Below are 21,848 nucleotides of genomic sequence, written 5' to 3'. Positions count from 1 at the left end.
ATCTTTAACCATCTTTAATTATTGGATAGTTTTTGTCATTATAATAATTTCAAATTTCTTCCCCCCAACCTCTCCGCCAATCCGGAATAACGCTCGGTCTTTTTCCGCACCGCTTGGGCCAGCAGGGCGCGATCGCCGTAGAGATCGAGCCGGGCCTTGGCGCGGGTGATGCCGGTATAGACCAGCTCGCGGGTCAACAGCGGGCTGGGGCTGTCGGGCAGCACCAGCACGGTATGGGCAAACTCCGAGCCCTGGGATTTGTGGATAGTCATGGCGTAGACCGTCTCGTGGGGCGGCAGCCGGCTGGGCAACAGCGCCCGCAGAGTGCCGTCCGGCTGCTCAAACCAGACCTTTAACCGGCCAGTTTCATCGGGCAGGCAGAGCCCCATATCGCCGTTGTAGAGGCCGACCCCGTGGTCGTTGCGCACCACCATCACCGGGCGACCGGCATACCAGTCACCATCGCGGGCAATCAGGCCAGCCCGTGACAGGGCCAGTTCCAGCCGCTCGTTAAGTCCCAGCACCCCGAACGGGCCATCGCGCAGGGCGCAGAGGATCTGGAAGCTGTTGAATGCCTTGAATACGGCGGCGGGCGCTTCCCCCGCGCGGGCCGCCTTCAGATAGGCACCGTAGCCGGCCACCCCCTGGGCAATCAGGGCGTCGTAGGCCTCCCCCGCCCAGGGATGCAGGCTGATATCGGCAAAGCCCATGCCCCAGACTGCCTCCACTGCCGCGGCATCGCCGCTGTTGCAGGCGCGCGCCAGCTGACCGATGCCGGAGTGCTGATCAAAGCGCCAGCTCTTGGCCAGCAGGCAGAGGCTGTCACGCACCGGCGCCCCCGCGGGCGTGCCCTGCAAGCGGTAGCCGGTCTGGCGGGAGAGCCAATCCGCCTGCGCCGGGCTGATGCCCTGTTTGATAAAGCTGCAGATATCGCCGAGCACGGCCCCAGCCTCCACCGAGGCGAGCTGATCCTTGTCGCCAAGCAGGATCAGGCGGGCGTGGCTTGGCAGTGCATCAAGCAGGCGCGCCATCATCGGCAGGTCGACCATGGAGGCCTCATCCACCACCAGCAGGTCGAGGTGCAGCGGGTTGCCCGCGTGGTGGCGGAACTGGCTGCGCCCCGGAATGACCCCGAGCAGCCGGTGCAGGGTGCCCGCTTCGGTGGGGATCGCTTCGACCCACTCGGGGGGCAGATCCAGGGCCTGCAGGGCAGAACCGATACTCTCGGTGAGGCGCGCCGCCGCCTTGCCGGTGGGGGCCACCAGCCGGATCGCCGGTACCTTGCCCGCTTGCAGGCCGGTCTCCACCAGAATGGCGAGCAGCTTGGCGACCGTGGTGGTCTTGCCGGTGCCGGGGCCACCCGAGATCACCGCAAAGGGGCGCACCGCCGCGGTGGCCGCCGCCAGCTTCTGGCCGTTGCAACATAGCGCCTCGGGCACCAGCGCATCCAGCTTGATCAAATCGCTCGCCGCCTGGGCGCTGGCGAGCAGCGCCTCGATGGCGGGCCAATCCACTTCATTCGGGAACACCAGATCCAGATACTTTTCGATAAAGTGGCGGGCCGAGAAGTCGGGGGCGAGGCGGGCCTTGAGCAGCGCCGCGAACACCAACCCGTAGTCGCGGGCAAACAGCCGCGACAGAGCCGGTGCAATCTCCGGCCATTCGGCGCGCTCGCTCAAAGCGCGCAGATGGCGGGCTACCCCCAGTTCAAAATCGTGGTAACGGGTGAGATAGAGCCGACCGTGCCACAGCCGCAGCGGCCAGCGCGGGGCGAGCCCCTCATCCTGCTCTGTGCCCACCAAGGGACTAGCCGCAAACAGGGCGGGCCAGCGGGAAGGATCCGCCAGATCCCCCAGCAGATCCCGGCTCTGCTGGGGATCCAGCCCGAACGGGCGCAGGGATCCGGCAGTCAACATTTCAAGCGGCAAACAGACATGGCCGCGCCCCAGCTCGAAGCAGGTGAGCGCCGCCCCCAGCACCAGCTCGGGGCTGCCGCCAAGGTCGGCCACCAGCCGGGCAAATTGCAGATCCAGCTGGCGGATGCGGCCAGCCAGCGCCAGTGTTTTGAGCCGTTCAACCATCATTGCGCTGGTTGCGGTGCTGATCATGGTGCCGCTCATGCCTCTACCTCGTTCAATGCTTGGGATCCCGCTGCTGGCAGCTCACTGCCCTCACGAAACAACTTATCCAGCCCCAGCACCAGTTCACGGCTCGGGCGGGTATGGAAAATGCCCCCCTGCGGCATGCCGCGCAGGAACAGATAGAAAACACCGCCAAAATGCTGCTCGAAGTCGTAACCCGGCAGGCGCAGGGTGAGCAGCCGGTGCAGCGCCAGCGAGTAGAGCTGGTATTGCAGGTCGTAGCGGTGCTCGGCCATCGCCCGCTCCAGCGCCGGACGGCTGTAATCGGCGGGGCTCATGCCGAGGTGGTTCGATTTGTAGTCGAGCAGATACCAGCGCCCCTGCCACTCGAACACCAGATCGATAAAGCCCTTGAGCATCCCCTGCACGGTGGCAAAGCTGAGCGGCTTGTTGCCCCGCGACAGCGGGTCGTGCTGCTGGCAGAGCGCGGTCAGCGCCGGTGCCGTCACCCGCCCCATGGGCAGGAAGAACTCCAGCTCCACCTGTTTGCGCTCGGGGGCCAGATCCCGCAGCCGCACCGGTTCGCCAAAGCCGGTATCGAGCGGGGTATCCAGCACCGCTTCGACCTGCTGTTGCAACACAGGGGCCCAGCTCTCGTCGAAGCCGTCTTGCAGCAACAGACTGGCGATATGCTCTGCCAGCGGCTCGCCCGCGGCGCTTTGAAAGTCGATGGTCTCGAACAGGCTGTGCAGCAAGGTGCCGGGGCGCGCCCCTTTCGGGAAGGTGAAGATGGAGGGCTGGGGCGCCTCTTCCGGTTGCTCGGAAGCCAATGCAGCCGCCTCGGTCACTACCTCGTCATCGAAGCCGGGGTTGGCCAAGACCCCCTTGCTGTGACCGTGACCCTGCGCCGCCAGCCCGGAGTAGGAGCTGATCCACCAGTCCCGCTCAAGGGAGCCGCTAAAGTGGCGCACCTGCGGCTCGCCCAACTGCTCCTCCTCTGGCGGCAGCGGGTCCGGACGGGTGAGCGAGGGCTCACCGACGGCCACCCCGGGCAGCGCCTGCGCCAGCTCGGTGAGGGCCGTCGCCAGCGTCTGCGCATCCCCCTCTTCGCCCTTTTGCAGCAGGTAACCGATGGCGGTGTGGTGCAGGTCGGTCTTCTCCGACTTGCCCGCCCCCGCCCGCACCGGCGCCAGCCCCAGCCAGGTGGCGTAAACGCCCCGGGTCAGCGCCACATAGAGCAGCCGCAAATCTTCGGCAAGGCGCTCCCTGTCCGCTTCGGCGAGCGACGAGTCGGCGCCGGTCAGATCGAGAATGGTGCGATTGCCCGCCTCGTCCGCCTCGTGATAGAGCGGGGTCTCGGCGGTTCTGTGGCTGCAGATAAAGGGCAGGAATACCAGCGGGTACTCCAGCCCCTTGGATTTGTGGATGGTGACGATCTGCACCAATTTCCGCTCGGATTCGAGCCGCAGTACCTGCTCCGCATCCTGCCCGTTGGGGCGGCTCACCGCCTCCCCCAGCCAGCGCAGCAGGGCGTACTCCCCGTCCAGCTCGCTGCTCACCTGTTGCAGCAGCTCGCCAAGATGGAGGAAGTTGGTCAGCCGCCGCTCGCCATAGGGGCTCGCCAAAAGCGAAGAGGCGAGATTGCGCCGATGCAGCAGGGCCCGCAGCATCGCCAGCACGCCGCGGCGGTGCCAGATCTTGCGGTACTCCATAAACTCCTGCACCGCGCTCTCCCACGCCCGCTCGTCGCTGGCCAGCCCATCGAGCGCCTTGGCGTCGAGATCAAACAGGCCGGTCGCCAGCGCCGCCCTAAGGCTCCTCTCCTCGCTCGGGTTCTGGCAGGCGTGCAAAATCAGCAAAATCTCCCGCGCCTCCACCTGTTCCAGCACGCTCTCGCGGTTCGACAGATAGACGGAGGCGATGGCGAGGCGCGCCAGCTCCTGCTGCACCAGCTTGCCCTCGGCGCCGGTGCGCACCAGCACGGCGATATCTCCGGCCTTCACCGCCTGATCACCGATCAATGCCTTGCCCTCGCGGGCCAAGGTCAGCAGGCGGTGGATCTCGGCGGCGGTGGCGCGGGCCATCTTGCTCTGGTAATCCCCCCGATTGAAGGTGGGCTGGCCGGTCAGCTGCCAGCAGTGGAGCACTGGAGCGGCTTCGCCATCGAGCAGCAGCGCCTTGCTCTTGCCCTGGGCCTCCACCGGCAGAAAGGGGATATCCGCCTCGTAGATAAAGGGATCCTTGGCCCGCTCGAACAGGCCGTTGACCGCCCCCACCAGCGCACTGCTGGAGCGCCAGTTGCGCCCGAGGGTGTAGTGGGCGCTCACATTTCGCCGCGCCTGAATGTAGGTAAAGATGTCGGCGCCGCGAAAGCCGTAAATGGCCTGCTTGGGGTCGCCGATCATCAAGAGCGCCGTGTCTGTGTGGCCGCCGTAAAGCCGATGGAAGATGCGGTACTGCTGGGGATCGGTATCCTGAAATTCGTCGATCATTGCCACCCGGTAGGTGGCGCGAATGCGCTCGCAGAGCCGCTCGCCCAGGCTGGAACCGAGCGCCCCGTCGAGGTCTTTGAGCAAGTCATCGAACGAGAGCTGATGGGCCTGCCGCTTGCTCGCCTGCATCCGGCTGCGCACCACCCTGGCCGCCCGTTGCAGGATGAGATCCCGAATACCGGGGCGGCTGGCCAGCAGTTCATCGATCTGGCTGAACAGCGGCAGGGTCGGCACCGCGCCCCCCTTCTTGAGGTTCTCCTCCAGCACTGTCTGGCCGAAGCGCTCCAGCTCCTTGGGAATGGCGTAGCCACTGCTCTCGTCCAGTGTCCAGTCGGCTATCTTGGCAAGCCACCCTTCGTAGTTCTTGCCGGTGTAGCGGCTGATCTGGCCGTCGGTCTGGCGGCGGATCTCGTCCGTCTGCGCCAGCCACTCGCTCTTCACCGCCGCGATGCGATTCATGGCCGCCTGATGGCGAGCGGCGAGGGTCTCGTCCCCCAGCACGGGGTGGATCTCCAGCTCGCTGTTGTCGAGCCAGCTACCCATCTCCCGCAGCAGGGTTGCGGGGCTCGGCCAGAGCGCGCGCACGGCGCTGGCGAGGGTTTTATCCACCGGATAGAACTCGGCGCGCCAGTAGTCGCTCACCGCCTGCAGCCTGAGCTGACTGTCATCGGTGAGAAATTCGGTCTCGAAGAGGGCACCCGACTCGAAGGCGTTCTGCTTGAGCATCCGCTGGCAGAAGCCGTGGATGGTAAAGACCGCCGCCTCGTCCATCTGCCGCTCGGCGGCCAGCAGGCGGCGGGCTGCCAGCTCGTGATCCTCCACCTCGGCCAGCAGCTGGGCCAGCAGGGCATCATTGCTATGGCCGCGCATAAAGGCGAGCCGCGCCTCGTGGATGCGACCGCGGATCCGCCCGCGCAGCTCGGCGGTGGCCGCTTCGGTAAAGGTCACCACCAGAATTTCGGTCACTGACAACGGCCGTTCATGGGCGCTCGGCTGACCGGCATCGGCGCCCTCTTCGATAAGCGGGCCGTGGCCCAGCAGCAGGCGCAGGTAGAGACCGGCGATGGTGTAGGTCTTGCCGGTACCGGCGGAGGCTTCGATCAGTCGTTCACCATGGAGGGGAAAACGCAATGTATTGAGCGGGTTAGCCATTAATTCAGCTCCTCCAGGGTCTTGAGCAGCGGGGTCAGGTGTTCGCGGGCCAGCGCCTGCAACTGCCCAAGCACCTCGTCATCGAGTTCGGGGAAGCAGCGGGCGACGTAAACGTCTTGCCCCTCCCCATTGATCATCCAGCCGCCGTTGAAACGGGTGAGAGCCGCCTTGTCGGCCGCCTCCGGCTTGTCGGGATCCTTCTCGATCGCCTTGAGCCAATCCCAGGCTGTGTTGGGGAAAAACGGCAGCGGCCGCTTCATCCCCTGCGCCCAGCACGCCACCAGTGCCGCCAGCTTGGGGCGTGCCTCGTCTGCCGACAGCGCAGGCAGGCGCAGACTCTGCTTGGCATCGAACAGCAGAGTGTCGCCGGGGGCGCCGCTCAATGAGAGGCAGAGGTGCTGGATCCAGCCCAGCAGCAGATCCTTGCCGTTGAAGCTGCCGGGTTTGACCACCAGCAAACGCCCCTTCTGGGTGTCGATCCACCCTTGCAGCTGGCCCTGAGTCAGCGAGATATTGATCTCCACTGCCTGCTTTTCTGACTCATTGGCCGCAACCCATGGCCGCAGCCGATCCGCCAGCTTGCCCATCTCGGCGTCCAGATCGTCCAGCAGCAGGCTGCCGAACCACCCTTGCGGCAACAGGCCGGTGAGCTGCAACCGCTCGCGACGCTCGGTGCTATCCCCTTCTGCCAGATGGGCATCGAGCAGCAGATCTTTCAGCTGATAATGTTGCAGGCCATCCAGCTCGAACGGCTCGCTGTCCTCGATGTTGGCTTCGTTCAGTTCAAACCACACCTTGAGGCGACGGTTGAGGAAATATTTGGTGGGCTGGCGATAGAAGCGCAGCAGCTCCGCCAGCTCCAGCCCCTGCTCCTTGCCCCATTCGGGAGGTAAAGGCAGCTCGCCACTCTGGAAGTTGGCCGCACCGCGCACCGGATTGAGGGCGGGCAGCCAGTCGGCGGCATAGGTAAAGAGGCGCGAACCCGCCTCCGGGTAGAAGTAGTTGCGGCTGTAGGGGGTGAGCGGGTGCGCCACCATCAGGTGGTTGAGCAGCCGCTTGCCGGAAGTTTCGTCGTCCAGCTCCTCATCCCCCGCCAGCACAAAGCCCTGCCGCACATAGTCGATCAGCTCCGCCAGCAGCACCGAGGGCACCTTGTCGCTGTTGTCCTGCGCACTGAAGCCCTGATAGCTGATATAGAGCCCCTGCTGGGCACTCAAGAGCGCCTCGAGGAAGAGGTAGCGGTCGTCATCGCGACGGGAGCGATCCCCCCGCCGCGACGCCACCGCCATCAGATCGAACCCCATGGGGGCCAGGGTACGCGGGTAGACGCCGTCGTTCATGCCGAGCAGGCAGACCTGCTTGAAGGGGATGGAGCGCATCGGCATCAGGGTGCAGAAGTTGACCTGACCGGCGAGGAAGCGCTGGCTGGAGCGGGACTCTCCCAGCACGCTGCCGAGGTAATCCTGCAGCAGGTCGGCGGTGATGGGCTGCTCGAAGCGGGCTTCGCCAAGCCGGGTCTGCCACTCGGCCAGTTGGCTGCGAATGAGCTGGAGCTGACGCTCTTCATCTTCATCGGCCAGATAGAAGCGCTCCAGCAGCGCCAGCAGGCAGGCGTTCCAGTCGGCCAGCGGCTGGGCCTGTTGCAGGCGGGGCAGGAATTCTGCCAGCGAATCGACAAACCAGGCGAGCTTGCCGAGCGCCAGCCCCTGCTGCCCCTCGATATCGGCGTAGGGCAGGATGCCCGCCACCGGCTCGCCATCCCCCATGGCGAAGCCGAGCAGCATGCGGCGCAGGCCGAACAGCCAGCTGTTGCCGGACATGGGCGGCAGATCGAAACGGACGGGGTAGCCGTCGTCCAGCCCCCAGCGGATGCCGGTCTCCTGCACCCAGACCCGCAACTGGTTGAACTCGTCGTCATCCAGCTCGAAACGGCGCAGCACGGCGGGCACCTCGAGAATGGCGAGCAGCTCCCCCGCCCCGAAGCGAGCGTTGGGCAACCTGAGCAGAGCGAGGAAGCTTTGCAGCAGCGGGCTCTCCTGACTCGCCGCACGATCCGAGACCGCAAACGGGATCTGGCCGCGCGCGCCAAACACCGCCTGAATGTAGGGGCCGTAGCTGTTCACATCCGGCATCATCACCACCACATCTTTCGGGGTGAGGGCGGGATCCTGTTCGAACAGCGCCAGTAGCCGGTCGTGCAGCACCTCGAGTTCGCGCATCGGGCCGTGACAAGCGTGGATCTGCAGTGATCCATCCGCCGGATCGATGGGGCTCTTGTGGTGGCTGCTGTCGAGATCGAACTGACCGGCGCCTCGCTCGGCCAGTTCCAGCACATCCTTCTGGATGGCATGCAGCAGGCTGACATTGCCTTTGCCATCCACTTCGTCGATATCGACGAAAGCCTCGATTTGCGGCACCTCCAGCTCCATCAGCTGGTGCAGGTAGTCGCGCCCCAGCTTGCCCATGGAGGCAAGCAGCGGGTTGGCGGGGCCTTGCAGGGTCTCGATATCGGTGCCGGGTTTGAGCTTGTTTTCGAGGCGCGCCAACGTCTTGCGATCCAGCAGATCCCCCCAGTAGTAGCGGCAGGGGTTGGTGACGAACAGGTGCACCTCCACCTCCGGCCGACTGCCGAGGGCCAGCAGCGCCTCCACATAGCGCGGCGGCAGCGCCGAGATGCCGAACACGAAGACCCGCTGCGGCAGTTTGCCCGGCAGATCGGTGGTACGCGCCAGCTCGTGGATAAACTCCTCGTAGAGGTTGGCGCGGTGGTAACCGCTCGGAGAGAGCGCCAACGTTCGTGCCACCAGCTCGCGCCACAGCTCCGGCTGCCAATCCTGACCGCTCACCCCGGCCAGATCCTGACTCAATCCTTCCCCCTCTTCCCAGCTGGCGATCCAGTCCGGCCGGTAAACCAGATACTGGTCAAAGAGATCCGCTACCTTCTGGCAGAGCTGCCACAACCGCACCTGCTCGGGATCCTGGGTAGGATCCTCCTCATCTCCCCCACCCAGATAGGCGGCGAGCGGGGCAAAGGCGGGGCGCTCCAGCAAGGCGGGCAGAATGGTCATCAGCTGCCAGCTCATGGATCCCTTGTTGTAGGGGCTCTGGCGCGGCACATCTGCCAGCACCCGGGTGAACATCTCCCAGATAAAGCTGGCGGGCAGCGGAAAGTCGATATTGGCGGCGATGCCGAACGCTTTGGCCAGCTCCAGCTTGAGCCACTGGGCCATGCCCGGACTCTGCACCAGGATCTGCTCCCGATCGAAGGGGTGAGAGAGAGGGGCCTGCCGGATGCGGCTCACCAGCAGCTCTTTGAGCAGATCCAGCTGATTGGAGTGGTAGAGGGTAAACATGAGCAATTCCCGCCTGTGGATGAGAGGGGGCGAGGGAAAAGGCGAGCCATTTCCATCACTTCACAAGAAAAGGAATTGTCGGGGATCGGGGGATAAGATGCAAAAGGCACTTGTGGCCAGCAGGCGGGCAAACCGCTGAACCATGAGGGACGCCGCAGATTTGTGCCGCTACCTCACCGACCCGGAAAACGCAGACAGAAAAAAGCCGGTGCAGGGCACCGGCCAAAAGGCATTGGAAAACTCAAACTGACTGGCTGTTACCAGTTTTTGCCGAGACGGGCATCCACACTGAAAGCCCCTGCTCCGGCCGCCGCCAGCGCCAGGAAACCACCAGCCACTGAGACGTTCTTCATAAACATCAGCATCTGCATCTGTTCGGCAGGCTGGTAGTGAAAAATAAAGGCAGCCATCAGGGTGAAACCGGCCAGCAGCACGGAGAGGCTGCGGGTAAAGAGACCCAGCACGACGGCAAGGCCACCACCCAGCTCAAGCAGGATCACCAGCGGCAACATAAAGCCCGGCACGCCCATCGCTTCCATATAGCCCTGAGTACCGGCGTAGCCGCCGATCTTGCTCCAGCCCGCCATTACGAACATCAGCGCCAGCAGTACACGACCCGCCAGCAGCGCTACATCTTTCATCTTGTCCATTTCATATTCCTCGTTTGTGTCACATCACCGCTGACTGCTTCAGGGTAGGTCAAATAACAGGGCTTGGCTGGCACTGGTCGCAACCAGCTCCCACCGGTATTCATCACGACTGAGTACCCCGTCGCCGGGTCGGGCAGCCAGACCGTTGGCGGTCAACTCCCCTGAAATCATCTGCAGGTAACCGTGTTGGCCAGCCAGTGCCCATTCGAGCGTCTCGCCCGGGGCCAGTTCCAGCCGCCATACGCGGGCCTGTTGGCGGATCCGCAGCGATCCATCCTCGCCATCCGGTGACGCCACCAGCGTCATGCCCGGTCTGGACTCGATCTTCTTCTGCTGATATCCGGGTGGCGTGCCGAACTCGTTCGGCTCGATCCAGATCTGCAACAGGGAGAGAGGATCCGTCTGCGAGGGGTTGTACTCGCTGTGGCGGATCCCGCTGCCTGCGCTCATCAGCTGGAAATCCCCTGCCGGGATCTGCTCGGCATGGCCGAGGCTGTCCTTGTGCTCTATGGTGCCTTGCAGCACGCAGGTGAGGATCTCCATATTGGCGTGAGGGTGGGTGGCGAATCCGCCACCCGGCGCAACCAGATCCTGATTGATCACCCGCAGTACCGAGTGTCCCATCCACTCCGGGTCATAGTAGTGACCGAAGGAGAAACTGTGGCGCGCGTCCAGCCAGCCAAAGTTGGCCTTGCCCCGCGCTTCTGCGGCTCTCAATTGCATCATGGTCTGCTCCTCATCTACCGGGACGGTTGATTAACGCTGTTTGCCGCTACCGATGCCGAACGGAATACGGTATTCGCTGCTCTGGTCAGCCAGGCTGACGGTCAGGTTGCCCTGGGTACGGCTCGGGATCCGCACCTGCTGGGTGCCAGTCAGGTTGGCGTGGACTGATGCCAGCAGATCGCCAGACTCGTCACGCACTTCCAGCATCGGATTGGCTTTGCCATCCATTGCGGCAGTGGCGTTCCAGTTCACAAACAGCACGCCGGGCATGGCATTGAAGTCAGCCGGTACGGAAGCTTGGGCGAAACCAGTGGTCATCAGGCCTGCAACGGCCAGCATCTTGATTACGTTTTTCATGTTCATTCACTCTCTTGTTTTATATGTCATTGCCAAGGCCTTTTCGGCCAGAATCAATGCATCCATGCAAGAGGTTATTCAAATAGTGTGTTGTTCTTTCACCGACGTCAGACAGACCGATTTGGTGTGTCACAGTGCGGAACTACCCGCATATTTGGCCGCTCGACGTTCCTGCCTAAGCGTTGATTGAATATTAAAGTGACATGACCTAACTTGTTAGCGAGATAAACTGGCAAACATATTCAAAAAAATTGAAGGTGAGGAATGGCCAAGGAATCGAACAAGGAGCGGGCGCTGACCCTGGAGGCAATCCGGGTGCTGGATGCCATCGACCGCCGCGGCAGCTTTGCGGCGGCGGCCGACGAGCTGGGCAAGGTGCCCTCGGCATTGAGCTATACGGTGCAGAAGCTGGAAGACGAACTGGATGCCATGCTGTTTGACCGCAGCGGCCACCGCACCAAGTTCACCCCGGCGGGACGCATGCTGCTGGAGCGCGGCCGGGTGCTGCTGGAGGCGGCCGAGCATCTGGTGGGAGAGACCCGGGCGCTGGCCCGTGGCTGGGAGACCGACATCACAGTCGCCGTCGATGCGCTGGTCCCGGTGCAGGCCCTCTACCCCTTGGTGGAGAAGCTGGCCGAGCAGACCGATACCCGACTGCGGCTGCGGGCCGAGGTGCTGGCGGGTAGCTGGGAGTGTCTGGAAGATGGCCGCGCCGACCTGCTTATCTCCTCCATCAACCCGGACATCATGATGACCGGCATCAAGCATCAGGTGATCAAGGACGAGGTGATGCTCTACGTCGCCCATCCCGATCATCCGCTGCATCAGGAGCCCGAACCCTTGGCCGACGAGACCCTGCGCCGCTACCGCGCCATCGCGGTGGCCGACACAGCCCTGCGCAAACCGGTTCTCACCTACCGCCTGCTGGACAAGCAGCCGCGCCTCACTGTCAGCACCATGACGGAGAAACGGGATGCCCTGCTGGCAGGGATCGGGGTCGGCACCATGCCACAGAGCTGGATTGAGGAGGACATCCGGGCCGGACGGCTCAAGGTGATCAGCCCCGAATATCGCCATCAGCTGCAGGTCGTGCTGGCCTGGCGGCGAGACACCATGGGCAAGGCCAAGAGCTGGCTGGTGCGGGAGATACCAAAACTGTTTGCGACTGGTGAAAAATGAGACATAGTTAACAGACAGCTCAATAGCTGCCTCACTTGACACCCAGCTCTTTTATTGGTTCCATAGCCGCCTCATTTGAACCAATGGAATCTGTAAAAAATGAAAAAGACTTTGCTGGTAGCCCTCACCACCCTGCCCCTGTTTGCCAATGCTGGCCTGATGGACTCGCTGACCGACAGCGTCACCAGCAGCGTCAAGGATGCAGCTAATACCGCCGTATCCGGTGCAGTGGACAGCGCATCCAACGAAGCCATCAAGAAGGCACTGGATATCAAGGAAGGCGGCTCCAACAAGCAGGCTATTAAAGAGAAGCTGGGCGCTCCTGCCACCACCAAGACCGAATCCGGTCTGGAAGTGTGGACCTATGATCTGGATGCCCTGAAGAAGGCCTCTCCGCTGCTGGCAGAAACCACCAAAACCCTGCTGAAAGATACCGACGCAGCCAAGAAGAACGTCGTTATCAAGTTCGAAGGTGATACCGTCAAGAAAGTAGACCTGACCGACAAGGCTCAGGGCTAAGTTCGCTCGTCCGGTGGAGTAGGCTGAACACCCGCATCGGCACAGATAGCAAGAGGGGGAGCACCGGGCTCCCCCTCTTTCATTATCGGTTTGTTACACCTTGAAGCGATGCACCAACGCCACCAGCTGGCGATTGGACTCCAGCAGGGTGGCCGAACTCTGTTCGGTATTCTGACCGTTATCCACCAGCAGATTGACCATGTCGCGGATAGTGACCATGTTGCGGTTGATCTCTTCGGTCACTCGACTCTGCTCCTCTGCCGCAGTCGCAATCTGGGTACCCAGATCGTTGATCTGCACCACGGCATCCGCCATCTTGTCGAGCCCGCCGGTCACCTGCTCGGTATTCTCGGTCGCCGCCTGACAGCTCTGCTTGGTGTGCTCCATGGCCACCACGGCTTCGGCCACCCCCAGCGTCAACCGGGAGAGCATGCTCCCCACCTCGGCAGTGCTATTCTGGGTTCTCGCCGCCAGTGCGCGCACCTCATCAGCAACCACGGCAAAACCACGGCCCTGCTCACCGGCCCGCGCCGCCTCGATGGCCGCGTTGAGTGCCAACAGGTTGGTCTGGGCAGCAATATCGCCGATCACGCTGAGTACACTGCTGATCTGACGAGCATCTTCCTGCATCCCCAATACCTTGGTCGCAGCAAGATCCACTTCATCGATCAGCGCCGCCACACTGGCAGAGGCCTGACCCACTACCTGACGGGACTGAATCGCCTGACCATTGGCAGACTCGGTAAAGCTGGCGGAATCGCTCGCGTGGTGCGCCACACTGTCGGCAGTGGAGCTGAGCTCGGTCAGGGCTGTCACTATCTGATCGGTCTCGGCGGCATGCTCACCGAGAATGCGTCTGGCCTGCCCCGTCTGCTGATCCAGCTGGGCCAATTCACGGGTAATCAGCTCTGTGGTCTTGGTCACCTGCAACATCATCTGCTGCAGATAGGCGATAAAGCGGTTCACCGATTGGGCGATATGGTCCAGCTCATCGCGCCCCTTGACCCGGATCCGGGCAGTCAGATCAGCATCTCCGGCCGAGAGCGCATCGATGTTCTGCTTGAGGGTGTCGAGTCGACTGCCCAGCTGCTTGATGGCCATCAACATCAGCGCAAACAGCAGCACCACTAGCGGTAGCTGGATCGCTGCCAGCGTCTTGAGCACCTCCTGACTGTCGTGGGTAAGGGTGCTGGTCGGCAGCGCTGCCGCCAACAGCCAGGGGGTTCCTTCGATGGGTTGCATCAGCAATGTCTGCTCTTCACCCAAATCCTGAAAGGTAGTGCGCTGCAACGCGGCGCCATTACCTTGCCCCAGCAGGCTGGCGATGGCGCTGGCAAAGGGATAGTCCCCGTGAGATGAGAGGTTGCCCAGCACCACATCCCCAGTCAAACGGCCATTCTTGCTGAGGATCTTGCCATCGGCCTCGACGATCATCACCTGACCACCGATTTCCTGCTCTTTTTTGGCGACCAGATCATTGAAGAAACCCAGCGTCACATCGATGGTGGACACCCCGTAAAGGGAACCGTCACGATAGATCCCCATGGCACAGTTGGTGCGCGGCTGTTGGCTGGCACCATCCTTGTAAGCCGCCGCCCAGACACACATGCCTTTCGCCGCCTGCTGCCCGGCTCTGTGCCAAGGCTGCTCGAAATAGTTGGGCGCCTCGGCCGAGTTCCAGTAGGTGTTGGGGAGCAGCTTGTTGGTACCATCCCGATGAAAGAAGGTACTGAACTTGATGCGACCGGCTTCCCGCTGATCCGGCATCGGCCAGATGCCGCCACCAAACACCATCGCATTGCCATATTGATCGATCAGAGCAGGGAGAACGGCATCGATTTGCTCGCTCGGCAGTTGGGCCACCAGCTGAGTGATACTGCGTGACTGGCTCTGCACCCCGTTGAGCTGATCGCGAATGTCGGTCGCAATCTCGCTGACCCGCAGCACCAGATTCTGCTCACCCGCCCGTTGCAGCTCGGGTTTGACCCATAACTGGATGCCGATTACGGTCAGCACACAGACCGCCACCATGAATCCCAGAAAAACGGCGGTATATCGCCCCTTGATTGTCCCCAGATCCCAACCCATACCCTCTCCTGTTTTCGGCCACTGCTAACTGCAGCTTGTTATATGAGCGGGCATTATCTTGCAATTCGCTCACTGCGCGTTTGCCATCGCTCACATAAGCGACAGCAAGATAAGGATTCGAGCGAAAATGGATCGATACGATCACAAAAGGGCGGCCTAGGCCACCCTTTGGTTAATAACAGCATGTGCTGTTACTGGTTCGCTTCGGCGAACTGCTTCATCGCTTCGGCGTGCTTGGTCATGTCGGCGGCACGCTCGTTGAGCTTCTTGATGAATTCCGCCTTCTTGGCAGGATCTTCAATGCGGTCATAACGTTGCTGCAGGTTGGCCTGGATCTGCTCCGGGGTCATGTTCTGCATGCGGGCCATCTTGTCGTGGCGACCACCGTGGTGTTTGCCACCCATCATGCCACCACCGTCCATCGGGCAATCCACCATGGCACCAGGCTGGCCGGTGGGGGCTGCTTCACTGGCTGCATAGGCGCCCAGTGGCAAGCCAAGGATCAGGGTGGCGGTCAGCAGGGTTTTGGTCAGCTTTTTCATGGTCTATCTCCTGTAGGGATGATTCTGGTTCGGCGCTCTTGCCTTGCCCCCAAGTAAACACCCTGTCGGTGTCTGAACTTTGCCAGCATCGCCCTTTTTTGTAGCAGAGTGTGGCATCGTGCGGATCTGGCACACTTTGACACAAACCGTGCAGCGTATTTTCGTATACTCGTGCCAACGCCAAGCAGGGGAGGTATTCATGAACCAGGGCAACACCCACATTCTGGTGGTCGACGATCACAGCGAGATCCGCGATCTCTTGAAACGTTTTCTGGAACAGCACGGCCTGCGGGTCAGCTGCGCCCGGGATGGCAAGGAGATGAAACGACTGCTGGAGGAGCGGGAGTTCGACCTGCTGGTGCTGGATCTGATGATGCCGGGTGAAGATGGTCTGACCCTCTGCCGCGAGCTGCGGGTCAAATCGAACCTGCCCATCATCATGCTCACTGCCATGGGGGAAGAGACCGACCGCATCATAGGGCTGGAGATGGGGGCCGACGACTATCTGGCAAAGCCTTTCAATCCGCGCGAGCTGCTGGCGCGCATCAAGGCGGTGATGCGCCGCACCCAGGCAGAGACCCAACCCGCCGCCGAGACCCTGACCCGGGATCTGCGCTTCGATCGCTGGCTGCTCGACGTCAATCGCCGGGAGCTGGTCGATGAGGATGGGGTGGGCCTGAGCCTCTCCACTGCCGAATTCGATCTGCTCAAGGTATTTCTCGAACGCCCGCAACGGGTGCTGAGCCGGGATCAACTGCTGGATCTGGCCCGTGGCCGCGAGGCGGTAGCCTTCGATCGCGCCATCGACACTCTGGTGAGCCGGCTGCGCCGCAAGCTGGAGCGGGATCCCAAGAATCCGGAACTGATCAAGACCATCTGGGGTGGCGGCTATATGTTCTCCGCCGACGTGACGCAGGTTTAAACAGTGGGCACCTTGCGACGACTGTGGGCACGGATGTGGCCCAAGGGACTGACCGGGCAGATCATTCTGGTGGCGCTGGCGGGGTTGATCCTGATCCAGCTGCTCAGCATCCAGATCTACCGCACGGATCGGGAGGAGGCGCTCGGCTTCGTCAACAGCCGCAACGCCATGCAGCGGATCATCTCGGTGGTCAGGCTGCTCTCCCTCTCCCCCCCGTCCCTCTATGACGAGATCCTCAAGGCGAGCCGCAGTGAGACCCTGCTGCTGCGCCTCTCCGACGAACCGCTGCAACCGGATAACCGCAGCCCCCGCTTCGAGCAGCTGGTGCGCTCGCGCCTCAACTACCCCCCCGGCCTCACCGTCGAGATCAGCGCCGAGCTGAAAGAGGATACCCAGCGCAGCAAGGCGTGGGAACATCATGCCCGCATGATGCGGGATCGCAAGGGCCCCCCCCCGCCGCGGGATATGCGGCTCTATGGCTCCATCGAACTGCCTCAGGGGGGCTGGCTGCAGTTCAGCTCACTGGTCGACAAGGAGGCTGGCAGCTGGTCGTGGCAGACAACCCTCAACCTGATGCTGGTCGCCAGTCTGGTGATCGGGCTGATGGTGCTGCTGTTTCGTCGCGCCACCCGCCCGCTCAAGCAGCTGGCAGGCAATGCGGAGCGGCTCGGGCGGGGCGAGGATATCGAGCCCTTGAAAGAGGAGGGGCCGACCGAGATCCGCGAATCGATTCAGGCCTTCAACCGGATGCACACCCGGCTCGACCGCTTCGTGCAGGACAGAACCCGGATGCTGGCGGCCATCTCCCACGATCTGCGCACCCCCATCACCAGCCTGCGGCTGCGCACCGAGTTTCTGGCCGATGGCGAGGACAAGGAGCGGATCCAGCAGACCCTGCAACAGATGGAACAGATGCTGGCCGCGACCCTCAGCTTTGCTCGCGAGGAGGGGCAGCAGGAGGCTACCCGCGAGCTGGATCTGGTCAGCCTGCTGGTCAGCCTGTGCGATGACTATGCCGATACCGGCCAGCCGGTCACCTGTCTGGCGGAGGGCAAAGAGGTCTACGCCTGTCGGGCCAACACCCTGCGCCGGGTGCTGCAGAACCTGATCGGCAACGCCATCAAATATGCCGGCAGCGCCGAAGTGTCGCTGGAGCGACGCAAGGAGGAGCTGTTGATCCGGGTCTGCGATAATGGGCCGGGGATCGATCCGGCGCGGCTCGAGGATGTGTTCAAACCGTTCGTGCGGCTCGATGAAGCGCGCAACACCGAGTCCGGCAGTGTCGGGTTGGGCCTCTCCATCGCCCGCACTCTGGTGCATCAGCACGGCGGCGAGCTGACCCTGCTCAATCGGCCACAAGGGGGACTGGAGGCGCGGATCAGCCTGCCGCTGTAAGTAGTTACTCTATCCGCCAGCCTTGTCATGGCGCCGTTTGCATCATGCAAACTTCATCATTTGAGCACTTGTTCTTCGATCAAAAAGACGGTGATAATCGGTGACCACATGACGCTATACGGCAACGGATTGGAGCAAGGATGGCCTCTTCCAGGACAGGAGTCATAGTCAGTATCGGGTGGGGGCTCCTGCTACTCGCCCTTGCTCTGCCTGCCTGGGCCAAAGCCCCGGAAGAGCCGATCATCATTACCAACTCCAAAGCCTGGCAGCCCTTCTCCTATATCAATGAGTCGGGCCAGCCGGATGGCCTGCTGATCGATTTGTGGCGTGAATATGCCAGGGTCACCGGCCAGAAGATCGAGTTCAGGCTGGTCGACTGGCAAGGCTCCCTCGACCTGCTCCATGAGGGGAAAGCGGACGTTCACGCCGGACTGCTCTGGTCACCGGAGCGGGACAAACTGTTCGACTATGGCCGGCCTCTCGCCCAGCTCGACTCCCAACTCTTCTTCTCGAGCGAACTGCGCGGCACCGATGTCCACTACTACCTGCTCCATGAAACGGTCGGTGTGGTAGCTGGTGGCTACGAGGAGTATTACGCCAGACGCTACTTCCCCGGAACCAAACTGCAGACCTTCGACGACAATGACACTCTGCTGGCGGCGGCCTTTCGGGGCGACATAAAAGCCTTTATCGCCGATCTGCAGGTCGCCAACTTCTACATCTATACCTCGGACGATCCCACCCGCTTTATTCCGGTTCGCCACCTCTATACCGACCAGATCCGCTTTGCGATGAAAAAAGGCGACCTTGCCCTGTTAAACCGACTGGAAGAGGGCTTCGCCAAGCTCAAAGAGAGTGATCGGGAGCGGATCATCCGCAAATGGATGCATGTCGAAACCGTCTACCCCATCCATCTCGGTCCCTGGCTACTGCTGGGCGGGGCATTGATCATGGTGGCCTACATAGTGCAATTGCGCCGCGCCGTTGCCAGCCGTACCACCGAGTTGAGCCGCGCCAACGCCAGACTGGAGAAACTGGCCAGTACCGACCCCCTGACCGGCCTGCTCAACCGACGGGCATTCATGCCCGCCATGGAGCAACGACTGGCAAGCGGGGAGCCCTGTGCTCTGTTGCTGTTCGATGTGGATCACTTCAAGGAGACCAATGACCGCTTTGGTCATTGCATCGGGGATCTGTTGCTGGAAAAGCTGGCCACGACTGTGACCAACCTGTTGCCCGAAGAGGCTCTGCTGGCCCGCATCGGCGGCGAAGAGTTCTGCATGCTGCTGCCGCTGGCCACATTGGCAGAGACAGAACAATGGGCCGAGCGCATCTGCCTGGAGAGCAACCGGCAAACCCTGCACACCAGCAGCGGCGAGGTGACCCTCTCCATCAGCACCGGGGCAGTCTGGGTAGCCGCAGAGAGAGAGGGTGATGCCGACCAACTACTACGGCAGGCTGACGCCCTCATGTATCAGGCCAAGAGACTGGGGCGCAATACCTGGCAAGCCGCCCCCTATCAGGCATAGTCCCCTTACGGACACGCAATAAAAACGGCCGCCATCGGAAGATGGCGGCCGCATGAGAGGTTCCCTATCAGAAGTTGTAAGTCACGCCCAGGTTGTAGCGGCGACCATCCAGCACAGTGCCATAACTGCTGTAATCCACTGTTTTGTCGAACAGGTTGTAGACCCCGGCGGTCAGATCCAGATGCTTGTTGGCCTTGTAGACCAGGCCCATGTCAAAGAAGGTGTAGGAAGGAGTTCCCTCCGCCATCTTGACCCGGCTCAGGTACTCTGAGGTCTCGCCACGGAAGTTGACCCGCGACCAGAGGCTGAGCTCCTCGGTGGCCTGCCAGTCTACGCTGCCGTTGAACATGTGGCGGGGCATCTGGTTGAGGGCATTGCCCGCCAGCGGGCCACTCTTCTGCTCGGACTGGGTAAAGGTGTAGCTGGAGCTGACCGACCAATCTTCATTGATGGCCCAATCCATCATCCCCTCGACACCGCGCATGTTCGCCTTGTCGACGTTGACCCGATCACTGATGAAGTCATAACTGTGACCATTGAGGGTACAAGCGGGATCAGTCTTGCTGGTGCAGCGACGCACTTCGGAGATCTTGTTCTTGAAGTCGGTGTTGAACAGGGTCACTCCGGCGTTGAGCCCCTGATGACCGTTCCACAGCAGGCCGATCTCTTCACTCACGCTGGTCTCTGGTTTGAGATCAGGGTTGCCGACCAGCATGCCATCTAGGCTGCCACCACCGGTGACCTGACCCCAGTTGGCCGCTGACATCCGCAAGTCAGGAGAGCGGTAACCGGTCGAGACGCCTCCTTTCAAGGTCCAACTGTCATCAAGATGCCAAACTCCGTAGAGGCGAGGGCTCCAGTGAGAACCATAGTTCTGATCCCGATCCATGCGTGCGCCACCGGTCAGGGCAAAGCTGTCAGTGAGTGACCACTCATCTTCGACAAACATCGCCCAGCTCCAGCGGGTCAGCTGCTCGGCAGGGTTGGCCACTTTCAGGGTATTGCCCTGATCGTGCAGATCCTCATAGCGATATTGACCACCGACGCTCAAGTAGTGATCCCCCAGAATAAACTGGGTATGGGTATCGGCGATGGTGTTGGTGAGCTCCATCTTGCGGCCGGGGTTGGTGTTGGTTTCCTGCTGCAGATAGCTGCTGGAGGAGCCGAAATCATACTGACCATCATGGGTCAGCGCATAGTTGGTGCGCTCGTAGCGGTTAAGGCTATCTTTCGCCTTGGCAGCCAGCGAATTGCCGGCCGTGCGATCCCGATCCTGCAGACTGCGACTGGCTTCCAGATCGAAGCGGTTATGGTCATCAGGCTTGAAGCTGAGCACCGCCGTGCCACTGCGAGTCTCCTGCTCGGCAAAACCCTGGATAAATTTGTCTTCACCACGATGGGCAAGCTGACCGTTGAAACGCAGCCCCAACACGCCATCGATCAGTGAACCTGCGGTATAGGCATCTGTCTGGAAGCTGTTGCCAGCATCCTTGTTCTCCTGGAAGGTAGAATCAGCATGAACCGAGCCCTGCCAGGCCAGACCGGTGGTCTTGCGGGTAATCACGTTAATCACGCCCCCCATGGCATCGGAACCATAACGGGATGACATGGGGCCACGGACGACCTCAATGCGCTCAATCGCCTGCAGTGGCGGCAACCAGCCCTGCTCGATACCCGGACCATCGCTGTTCGGGCGAGTGCCACGGCTATCCACCTTCTTGCCATCAACAAGCATCAGGGTGTATTTCGACCCCATACCGCGAATGCTGATATCACTGCTGCTGCCACCGCCAGTCACCACAACACCGGGCACATCCTTCAGGGCATCGGTCACATCGCGATATGCCCGCTTTTCCAGCTGCTCACGGGTAATCACAGAGATGGAGGCAGCGGAGTCTTCAATCTTCTGCTGGAAGCCGGAAGCGGTGACGACCATCACCTCTTGCTCGGCAGCATAGGCCTGGGTCGTAAGAAGGGAGCAGATCAGCAAGGCAAGCTTGTTCGGTTTCAAAATTGTCATGTTTTAGCCTGAACGTTATTAGTAGGAAGGTGACGTATTCCCTTACTTCACTCATTACAACGCCCTGGCATCCGGCCAGACGCAGTATTAGAAAAGGCTCATTTGAAAAGCACTTTATTAATCAGCTCGCATTGTAACGACCCCGACCCGATCATTCAAACAATAATCATTATCATTTATCTTGCGTAGCATTCCTGCTGCAAAACAGTTCATTCTTGATAAGAGACTGTTTTAATAGAATAAATCCATAAACAAATACGAGGATTAAACAAACAAGCGGAAGCGATGACGTACCGTTGCAAGATGGCCTGATTTAATCCTCAAGCTCTATCAGCTCGCAGCAGAACAATATGGCCAAGATGGGATGTGCTGCGATACAGAGGTGGAAACAGTAGCAAGAACGCCAATAGGGGAAGGTATTGGCATCGTGGTGGGATGTCGGCAGCTCACCAGCAGGCTAAAACATCAAAACCCGGTCGTGACGCCGGGCTTTGTGTTGGTTCCTGTGTGCAAATATGTGGGTCGCTGGGCAAAATCGCCCATAGCAAAAAGGCCTTCCCAATCGGGAAGGCCTTCAAATTAGTGGCGGAGCGGACGGGACTCGAACCCGCGACCCCCGGCGTGACAGGCCGGTATTCTAACCGACTGAACTACCGCTCCGCATTCGGTTAGCTTGCGCTAAATTGGTTGCCGCTTCTTATGAGGTGTCATCCTCGCAGCCAGTGACGTGATGTGCACATCGCTGTTTAATTGGGTGCCTGGCAGTGTCCTACTCTCGCATGGCGAATGCCACACTACCATCGGCGCTACCGCGTTTCACTTCTGAGTTCGGCATGGGATCAG

The 21,848-nt window shown here is 61.4% G+C and carries 14 protein-coding genes and 1 tRNA gene; 5 read left to right on the top strand and 10 right to left on the bottom strand.

Features of this window, described 5'->3' with window-relative positions; genetic code table 11:
- Nucleotides 1-38: 38 nt before the first annotated feature.
- From recD to AB5Y73_RS16635, 6 genes are all read right to left on the bottom strand, one after another.
- Entirely contained in the window at nucleotides 39-2,120 is a 2,082-nt protein-coding gene (gene recD, locus AB5Y73_RS16660) for an exodeoxyribonuclease V subunit alpha (RefSeq protein WP_181497007.1), read from the bottom strand.
- Nucleotides 2,117-5,725, bottom strand: coding sequence for an exodeoxyribonuclease V subunit beta (recB, locus tag AB5Y73_RS16655; protein WP_181497006.1), 3,609 nt, complete (start codon nucleotides 5,723-5,725; stop codon nucleotides 2,117-2,119). The genes recD and recB overlap by 4 nt, the downstream gene beginning before the upstream one ends.
- Nucleotides 5,725-9,078: an exodeoxyribonuclease V subunit gamma gene (recC, locus tag AB5Y73_RS16650; protein WP_107684398.1), complete on the bottom strand. Its 3,354-nt coding sequence runs from the start codon at nucleotides 9,076-9,078 to the stop codon at nucleotides 5,725-5,727. The genes recB and recC overlap by 1 nt, the downstream gene beginning before the upstream one ends.
- A gap of 257 nt (nucleotides 9,079-9,335) precedes the next feature.
- Nucleotides 9,336-9,728, bottom strand: a complete 393-nt coding sequence (locus AB5Y73_RS16645) for a DoxX family protein (RefSeq protein ID WP_005336513.1) — start codon at nucleotides 9,726-9,728, stop codon at nucleotides 9,336-9,338.
- 39 nt (nucleotides 9,729-9,767) lie between these two features.
- Complete coding sequence (locus tag AB5Y73_RS16640; RefSeq protein ID WP_043821790.1) at nucleotides 9,768-10,454, bottom strand: pirin family protein; 687 nt, start codon at nucleotides 10,452-10,454, stop codon at nucleotides 9,768-9,770.
- Between the two features lie 30 nt (nucleotides 10,455-10,484).
- Nucleotides 10,485-10,817, bottom strand: a complete 333-nt coding sequence (locus AB5Y73_RS16635; protein ID WP_013723379.1) for a hypothetical protein — start codon at nucleotides 10,815-10,817, stop codon at nucleotides 10,485-10,487.
- Nucleotides 10,818-11,075: 258 nt separating this feature from the next.
- Between AB5Y73_RS16635 and AB5Y73_RS16630 the strand changes: the two genes are divergently transcribed.
- Together AB5Y73_RS16630 and AB5Y73_RS16625 are read left to right on the top strand one after the other, a co-directional pair.
- Entirely contained in the window at nucleotides 11,076-11,990 is a 915-nt protein-coding gene (locus tag AB5Y73_RS16630; protein WP_043821788.1) for a LysR family transcriptional regulator, read from the top strand.
- A gap of 99 nt (nucleotides 11,991-12,089) precedes the next feature.
- Nucleotides 12,090-12,509 carry a hypothetical protein gene (locus tag AB5Y73_RS16625; RefSeq protein WP_005336527.1) on the top strand — a complete coding sequence of 140 codons (420 nt, stop codon included), beginning with the start codon at nucleotides 12,090-12,092 and terminating at the stop codon, nucleotides 12,507-12,509.
- A 93-nt stretch (nucleotides 12,510-12,602) separates the two neighbouring features.
- Here AB5Y73_RS16625 and AB5Y73_RS16620 read toward each other — a convergent pair whose 3' ends face one another.
- Complete coding sequence (locus AB5Y73_RS16620) at nucleotides 12,603-14,597, bottom strand: methyl-accepting chemotaxis protein (protein ID WP_107684399.1); 1,995 nt, start codon at nucleotides 14,595-14,597, stop codon at nucleotides 12,603-12,605.
- A gap of 191 nt (nucleotides 14,598-14,788) precedes the next feature.
- Nucleotides 14,789-15,139, bottom strand: coding sequence for a hypothetical protein (locus AB5Y73_RS16615; protein ID WP_107684400.1), 351 nt, complete (start codon nucleotides 15,137-15,139; stop codon nucleotides 14,789-14,791).
- Between the two features lie 199 nt (nucleotides 15,140-15,338).
- On the opposite strand from AB5Y73_RS16615, the gene AB5Y73_RS16610 reads away from it, so the two are divergent.
- The 3 genes from AB5Y73_RS16610 (at nucleotide 15,339) to AB5Y73_RS16600 (ending at nucleotide 18,985) form a co-directional block, all read left to right on the top strand.
- Nucleotides 15,339-16,061 (top strand): response regulator, encoded by a 723-nt coding sequence (locus tag AB5Y73_RS16610; RefSeq protein ID WP_005336534.1) that lies wholly within the window; start codon nucleotides 15,339-15,341, stop codon nucleotides 16,059-16,061.
- A gap of 33 nt (nucleotides 16,062-16,094) precedes the next feature.
- Nucleotides 16,095-17,456, top strand: coding sequence for an ATP-binding protein (locus AB5Y73_RS16605; RefSeq protein ID WP_021231762.1), 1,362 nt, complete (start codon nucleotides 16,095-16,097; stop codon nucleotides 17,454-17,456).
- Between the two features lie 140 nt (nucleotides 17,457-17,596).
- Nucleotides 17,597-18,985 (top strand): transporter substrate-binding domain-containing protein, encoded by a 1,389-nt coding sequence (locus tag AB5Y73_RS16600; RefSeq protein ID WP_107684401.1) that lies wholly within the window; start codon nucleotides 17,597-17,599, stop codon nucleotides 18,983-18,985.
- 67 nt (nucleotides 18,986-19,052) lie between these two features.
- Here the strand turns inward: AB5Y73_RS16600 and AB5Y73_RS16595 are convergent, their stop codons facing one another.
- Nucleotides 19,053-21,005: a ligand-gated channel protein gene (locus AB5Y73_RS16595; RefSeq protein WP_107684402.1), complete on the bottom strand. Its 1,953-nt coding sequence runs from the start codon at nucleotides 21,003-21,005 to the stop codon at nucleotides 19,053-19,055.
- Nucleotides 21,006-21,588: 583 nt separating this feature from the next.
- Nucleotides 21,589-21,665 (bottom strand) — tRNA-Asp (locus AB5Y73_RS16590).
- Nucleotides 21,666-21,848: the final 183 nt, after the last annotated feature.

This window comes from Aeromonas sp. s7(2024), from assembly GCF_040907825.1.
In the GTDB taxonomy this organism is placed as follows: domain Bacteria; phylum Pseudomonadota; class Gammaproteobacteria; order Enterobacterales; family Aeromonadaceae; genus Aeromonas; species Aeromonas veronii.
Note: the sequence above shows the minus strand (reverse complement) of the source record. Positions and strands in the feature narration are given on the sequence as shown.